The sequence below is a fragment of the Almyronema sp. genome, from assembly GCF_052168255.1.
Lineage (GTDB): Bacteria > Cyanobacteriota > Cyanobacteriia > Phormidesmidales > Phormidesmidaceae > Sphaerothrix > Sphaerothrix epifaneia.
Genome location: NZ_JBQLZL010000080.1, coordinates 1 through 6902 on the forward strand (window position 1 = coordinate 1; position 6902 = coordinate 6902).

The window sequence follows — 6902 nt, forward strand, 5'->3', positions numbered from 1 at the left end:
TCCCCATCTCCCTCACCCCAAAAAACATGCTTTACCCCCTCATCCTTCTCACCCCTTTCATCCTCCTCATCCTCATCCCTAGTTGGCGACGGCTGCTAATCACTACGCCAATCGTCAAGGCGATCGCCCGTCTTCAGCTATTGCCCAAAATCTCGGAGACAGAACGCGCCGCGATTGAAGCTGGAAACGTTTGGGTTGAGGGTGAATTTTTCACTGGCAAGCCAGATTTTGAGCGGATGTTAAACGAACCTTATCCGCAGGTTTCGCCGGAGATTCAGGCGTTTTTGGATGGCCCGGTCGAAACCGTTTGCCAGATGGCGACTGACTGGGAAATTTATCAGCGCCAAGACCTGCCGCCAGACGTTTGGGACTATCTCAAGCAAGAACGCTTCTTTGGCATGATGATTCCGAAAGAGTATGGCGGTTTAGGCTTTTCTAACCTGGCTTACAGTGCGGTGATGGTGAAGCTATCTTCGCGTTCGTTTACCCATGTGGCGACGGTGGGGGTGGCGAACTCTCTTGGCCCTGCGAAGCTGCTGCTGCGCTACGGCACCCCTGAGCAAAAAGCCCACTATCTACCGCGTCTGGCGCGGGGTGAAGAAATCCCCTGCTTTGCCCTGACTGAACCCAATGCTGGCTCAGATGCGGCTAGCTTGATTGCTAATGGTGAGGTCTTTCGCGGCGAAGATGGTCAGATCTACCTGCGGCTGAACTGGAAGAAACGCTATATCACGCTGGGGGCGATCGCCACACTGCTTGGCCTTGCCTTCCGCCTGCGCGATCCGCATCATTTGCTGGGCCAGGGCGAAGATATCGGCATTACCTGTGCGCTAGTACCCACCAACACGCCAGGGGTTGTTATTGATCAGCGCCATGATCCTATGGGGGTACCGTTCTATAACTCACCGACTGAAGGCCACAATGTCATTTTGCCGATTAAGCAGATTATTGGCGGTGTTGAGCAAGCTGGCCAGGGTTGGAAGATGCTCATGCAAGCTCTCGCTGCTGGTCGGGGGATCAGCTTCCCGGCTAGCTGTACCGGGGTGGCTAAACTGGTTACCCGCGTCGCGGGGGCGCACAGCGTTGTGCGGAAGCAGTTTGGCTTGTCAATTGGGCGCTTTGAAGGGGTGGAAGAACCCCTAGCCCGCATTGGTGCTTTAACGTATTTGATGGATGCGGCGCGGCTCTATACCTGTGGTGCGGTCGATCGGGGAGAGCAGCCTGCGGTAGTGTCAGCGATCGCCAAATACCACAGCACCGAACTCGCCCGCCAAGTTGTCAACGATGGTATGGATATTCTGGGCGGCAATGGCATTTGTCGAGGGCCGCGTAACTTGCTGGCTAATGTCTACACCGCCATACCGATCGCGATTACTGTAGAAGGCGCTAACATCCTCACCCGCACGCTGATGATTTTTGGCCAGGGAGCAATTCGCTGCCATCCCTATGTTTATCAAGAAATTCAGGCTTTGAACCAGAACGATGTAGTTGCCTTCGATCGCGCTTTTTGGCCGCATCTAGGTTCTATTTTGGGCAATGCCTGTCGGGCTAGCTGGCTGAGTCTGACGCGGGGATGGGGGGCGCGATCGCCTGTTTCTGGCTCTACAGCGCAATACTATCGCAAGCTGAGCTGGGCTTCAGCCACCTTCGCCCTCATGACCGATTTGGCTTTAATAACCTATGGCGGTTCTCTCAAACGCCAAGAAAAGCTGACCGGGCGTTTTGCCGATGTGTTGTCTTGGCTGTATTTAGCCACCGCCACGCTGCGCCGCTTTGAAGCCGAAGGTCGCCAAGCTGCCGATTTGCCCTTAGTCGAGTGGGCGGTGCAGTATGGGCTAGCCCAAATTCAGCTAGCCTTTGAGGGGATTTATCGCCACCTGACTTTACCCGGATTGGGCTGGCTACTGCGTGGCCCAGTTTTAAGCTGGCATCGGCTCAATCCAATGGGCACTCACCCGGCTGATCGTCTAGGGCATCGGGTGGCGCAGCAGGTACAAACAATCGGAACTGGACGCGATCGCCTGACGGCAGGCATTCACGTTCCTACCGATGCCCATCAGGCTTTAGGTCGCTTAGAACGAGCCTTAGCTTTGGTGCAACAGGCAGAACCGATTCTAAAAAAAATCAAAGCCGCCAGCCATGCCGGACAGCTACCTTCTGCTAAACCCGAAGATTTGCTGACCCTAGCCTACGAAGCCGGACTGATCAGCGAAGCTGAAACTACCTTAGTTTGCGAAGCCGAGTTTGCCCGCAACGATGCTATTCAGGTCGATGCTTTTACGTTTGAGGCTTATCAGCAAAGCGAAAAAGTCAAAAATATCAGCGATCGCGCTGTCACGCTAGAGCAAGTTTGACCTAGCCCTTAATGGCGGTCGTTTTCGGTCAAACTTGCCCCTCTGCCTTCAGTTTATAGCCGCAATCTGCCGTGTTTAAAGTTCTGTGCCAAACCCGATTGAAGGCGTTCCCATTGAGTCATAAATCGCCAGGTTATCAGGCACGTCATTGTCTTCGCTGACGACACCCCCCAAAGCGGGGGAAGAAAGCACTTCTGAAACCGGAATAAAGTTTCGGCCACGGCTAGGCGTGCCAGCAGATTGGTTGATCTGATCGGCTACGGTGTCTAGAGATTGCCCACCCGAACCCAGTTCTCCAGTTCTCGCTTCTAGAGGGCCTAAATCAGCGGCTGAACCCTGTGGTTCTTGAGCTAACGCTGATAAAGGCCAGAAGCTAACGACGCCTAATACAAGCCCGGTAAAAGTTGCTAACCGAATCATAGCCTTCTCCTAATAAAGTGCTGAACAGAGGATGTCTGCTAAGTGATGGCCGATAGCACTCTACGTTCTGAACGGTCAGTAAAAACTCGACTGGGTACTGTCTATAAACTACCCAATCTTAATCGAATCTTGATGGGTTCTAGCGATGGCGCTATTCGGCTTTACCGTAACAAGAAGATTGCCAAAATCCTATCGTGGTTTTGCGGATTCCTCTGTCACGACTTTTACCTTTATTAAACTTAAGATAAAGCGCCTTCGCCTCTATCGAAAGAGGTTTCTCAATCTCTCTAACCAGTTAGATTTTGGGGTTACTGAAGGGGCAGAACGGTCTACCGCTGGAGTTGGTGTTTTGCTAGCTGGCGTTGAGGGTGATGTTTCAGCCGTAGCGGACGGCATGGCTTCAAGCTCTTGGGTGGCTTGATCGGCGATCGCTTCTACAGCCGTTGCGGTTGCTTCTATCGTTGCGGTTGTAGCGGGGCTAGCGGCTGGTGTTTGTGATAAGGTTTCAGCCGTTTTGGCTAACTCGGCGCTAACCTGATCGGCCGTTTCAGCTAACGTTGCTTCAGCAGATTGGACGGCTGCCTCAACCGCCGCTTTAGACGAATCGGTAGCGGTTGGTAAGCTGAGGGATGGCTGCTGGCGAGCCTGGGCTTTTTCGGCAGCCATTTCGCTGGCATTTTCTAACGTTTCAGTCGCAGCTTGGGTGGCTGAGTTTAGCGTCGTTTCGATGTCGGCGGCGGTGGCTTCGACCATTGACGGTGTGAGTGTTTCGCTGTCGCTTTCTGCTGTCTCTGCAACCTCGTCTAAATTAGCTTTGATAGTTTTAACGGCAGATTCTAGTTTGGCTTTGAGGGTGGCGTCGGCGTTTTGCAAACTGTTTTTGAGGTCAATTGCTGCTGGTGATTCTTCTGTTAGTGGATCAATCACGGCCTCGTCGGCCTGAGCCGATAGATGGCTTGAGCCTGCTAGCCACAAGCTAGTGGCTAAAGCGATCGTCAGTAAACAAGGCAAGATCAGCTTTGAGGCTCGCTCAAACGGTCGAAAGATCAGGGGCATAAAAAGCAAAAATATTCAGCTTCTCTATTCAAGCCGAGTTTGGCGATCGCGGCTGTCGGAGAGATCACGATGACTTAGCGATCGCCTTTAATTTTTATTTCAAAGTAGTAAAAAGCTGCAACAAAGGGGGCTAAGTCTGGTGTCCGCTCATGATGGCGACGGATGCGGTAAGTTTTAAGATTAGTTCGCAAACGCTACGCCGATTGCCTCGGCTGACTCTCTTTTATGTACGACTGCGTAATTGTAGGCGCTGGCCCTGCTGGCAGCACCGCTGCTTACCACTTAGCCAAAGCCGGACGTTCAGTGCTGCTGCTTGATCGGGCAACCTTGCCCCGGTACAAACCCTGCGGCGGCGGCGTCTCACCCCAGATAGCCCAGTGGTTTGACTTTGACCTGACGCCTGCTATCTCCGTCAAGGTGAGCAAAGTCCGCTATACCTGGCGACTGCAAGAGCCGATTGAAATGGAATTGCAGACAGCAGAACCCTTGTGGATGGTGCGCCGCGATCGCTTTGATCACTTTTTGGTGCAGCAAGCTCAGCGTCAGGGCGCCCAGCTACAAGACGGCACCAAAGTAACGGGCATTGAATTTCAAAGCGATCGCTGGCAGGTAAATACGCTGCAAGCGCCTGTGACTGGCCGTTACCTGATTGCCGCCGATGGCGCTAGAGGGTCTTTGGCTAAGTGGCTAGGGTTCAACAATCGCCGTTATTTGCTAGGGGGTGCCCTAGAAGCTGAGCCGCGTCTGGACATGCCAAGCGAACCCATAATGCATTTTGAATTTGGTCTGTTGAAAAACGGCTATGCCTGGAACTTCCCTAAAGCCGACGGCTATTCAATTGGCGGTGGTGTCTTTCGTTCCGGTCGTCACCAAAAGTATGATTTGCGCCCACCCTTGACCCAGTATGCGGCTGAATTTGGCCTAGAGGCTGCCCAGGTTAAACAACACGGTCATCCCCTTTTAAGCTGGGATGGTGAACAAACCCTGCATACCCAACAGGCTGTGTTAGCGGGCGAGTCGGCTTGTGTGGTTGATCCCTTTACGGCAGAAGGCATTCGTCCGGCTATTTTTAGCGGCCTGAAAGCAGCCCAGGCTATCGATCAAGCCCTCGGCGGCGATATAGATGCTTTGGCTAACTATACCCGTTTGATGAATGAAGAATGGGGAGGGGAAATGCGCTGGGCTAAACGGCTAGCCCAAGCCTTTTACCAAGTGCCGAAGCTAGCCTACAACTTGGGCATCAAACATCCTGGCAGCACCGACAAAATGCTGAAGGTATTTTGTGGTGAGTTAGGCTACGCCGATGTGGCTCAAAAGGCCATCCAACGGCTGAGCATGGGGCTGATTTCAGGCAGGTAGCTCTAAAGGCAAAAGGGTGAGGGCAGCAGCAAGCTTTTTTGTTAGGGGTTTTCAGTAATTGAAGCGTCTTGACGTTTATGGCTACAACTATAGTGGCTTGCTTGTCCAGGGCGATCGCGATTGTGCTTAAATTAGTGCTTAAAGTTGAGTGATGATAATGCCTTGTTTCGGGGCTGAGCAATTTTGAAGGCTGTTTATTGAAACAAAGGCAAATTCTGGCTGATTTTGCCTAAATCTTGCATTTGCCGGAGATTTATCCCAGCGTTTGCGCTGCTAGCGATTCCAGCTCAAACAGCAGCGGTGAGGCCAAAGAATTCGAGTTTTAGCTCTATCCTTTGAGGGTGCCTGAACGTCTCCCCAATTTGATATAACGCGAGGCAGACGTAACCGTTGCCGCTCCGTTTCATCAGTTATGGATATTACAGAAGTTTGGGAAGATCTGGCCTGGAATCAAGGCGGAAAAATTGTTTACCTTATTTTAGATGGGGTAGGCGGTTTACCCGATCCGCAACGCGGTGGCACAGAGCTACAAGTCGCTGAAACTTGCAATCTAGATCAACTGGCTAAAGAGTCTAGCTGTGGTCTTTTAGAAATTGTTGGCCCCGGCATTACCCCTGGCAGTGGGCCGGGACATTTGGCTTTGTTTGGCTATGATCCCCTGAAGTACCGGATAGGACGCGGCGTTTTGTCAGCGCTCGGCATTGACTTCGACTTGCAAGCGGGTGATGTAGCTGCCCGCGCCAATTTTGCCACGCTAGATCAGTCAGGGCGGGTGAGCGATCGCCGGGCGGGTCGCATTGCTACCGACTTTAACCGCGAACTGACGCAAAAAATTCGCGATCGGGTTAGCCTCGATTTTGACGGCACTTTCTTTTTTGAAACCGTCAGCGAACATCGCGCTGTTTTAGTCTTGCGAGGCCAAGGGTTATCAGGCCGTTTGCACGACAGCGATCCACAGCAAACGGGAGTGCCACCTGCTGAGCCGCGGGCGAAAGACGACGCTTCCCAGCTAACCGCAAAGCTGGTGCGCTCGTTTTTAGACCAGGCAAAAGCAGTTTTAGCGGACGAGTCACCTGCCAACATGGTGCTATTGCGCGGTTTTGAGCGTTATGAACCACTGCCTTCCCTACAGCAGCGATTTAAGCTAAAAGGGCTTTGTATTGCTGATTACCCCATGTATCGCGGGGTGAGCCGTCTGATTGGCATGGATCTAGTAGATCCCCCTGGCGGTATTGAAGCTCGCTTTAAGGCGCTGCAAACCCAGTATGCAAAAGACTATGACTTTTTCTTTGTGCATGTGAAAAAGTCCGACAGTTTGGGGGAAGATGCGGATTTTGATAGCAAAGTTTCTCTGATTGAAACGGTTGATCGGCTTTTGCCCTTAATTACCACCCTCGCCCCTGATGTTTTAGTAGTTACGGCTGATCACTCCACACCAGCGACGATGGGTAAACATAGCTGGCATCCGGTTCCGCTGATGATCTACAGTCCCCACGGTCGCCTGGATGAAGTGGCTCAATTTGACGAATATACCTGTCGTCAAGGCATGTTGGGCATTCGTCCAGGCACGCACCTGATGGGGTTAGCCTTAGCCAATGCCGGACGGCTGCAAAAGTTTGGCGCGTAGGTGCTTTTGTTGCCGTAGCTTCGTCACAGATTCAATTACGCATAGCAATAGCTGACGACAGAAGCAGCCGAAAAGGCTTTTTGCAA

General features: G+C 52.4%; 5 protein-coding genes. 3 read left to right on the top strand and 2 right to left on the bottom strand.

The features are described 5' to 3' along the window. Positions 1-26: 26 nt before the first annotated feature. On the top strand, positions 27-2354 hold the full coding sequence (locus ACTS3T_RS18345; protein ID WP_377965639.1) for an acyl-CoA dehydrogenase: 2328 nt from the start codon (positions 27-29) through the stop codon (positions 2352-2354). 75 nt (positions 2355-2429) lie between these two features. On the opposite strand, the gene ACTS3T_RS18350 is transcribed toward ACTS3T_RS18345, so the two are convergent. Both ACTS3T_RS18350 and ACTS3T_RS18355 read right to left on the bottom strand, forming a co-directional pair. Beyond that, the gene (locus ACTS3T_RS18350) at positions 2430-2774 is read right to left on the bottom strand and encodes a hypothetical protein (RefSeq protein ID WP_377965638.1); all 345 of its coding nucleotides are present in this window, start codon (positions 2772-2774) and stop codon (positions 2430-2432) included. A 261-nt stretch (positions 2775-3035) separates the two neighbouring features. Then, the gene (locus ACTS3T_RS18355) at positions 3036-3830 is read right to left on the bottom strand and encodes a hypothetical protein (protein ID WP_377965636.1); all 795 of its coding nucleotides are present in this window, start codon (positions 3828-3830) and stop codon (positions 3036-3038) included. A 225-nt stretch (positions 3831-4055) separates the two neighbouring features. Between ACTS3T_RS18355 and ACTS3T_RS18360 the strand changes: the two genes are divergently transcribed. Beyond that, on the top strand, positions 4056-5189 hold the full coding sequence (locus ACTS3T_RS18360) for a geranylgeranyl reductase family protein (RefSeq protein ID WP_377965634.1): 1134 nt from the start codon (positions 4056-4058) through the stop codon (positions 5187-5189). A gap of 412 nt (positions 5190-5601) precedes the next feature. After that, a complete protein-coding gene (locus tag ACTS3T_RS18365) occupies positions 5602-6816 on the top strand; it encodes a 2,3-bisphosphoglycerate-independent phosphoglycerate mutase (protein ID WP_377965632.1) in 1215 nt (404 codons plus the stop codon). Positions 6817-6902 lie beyond the last annotated feature (86 nt).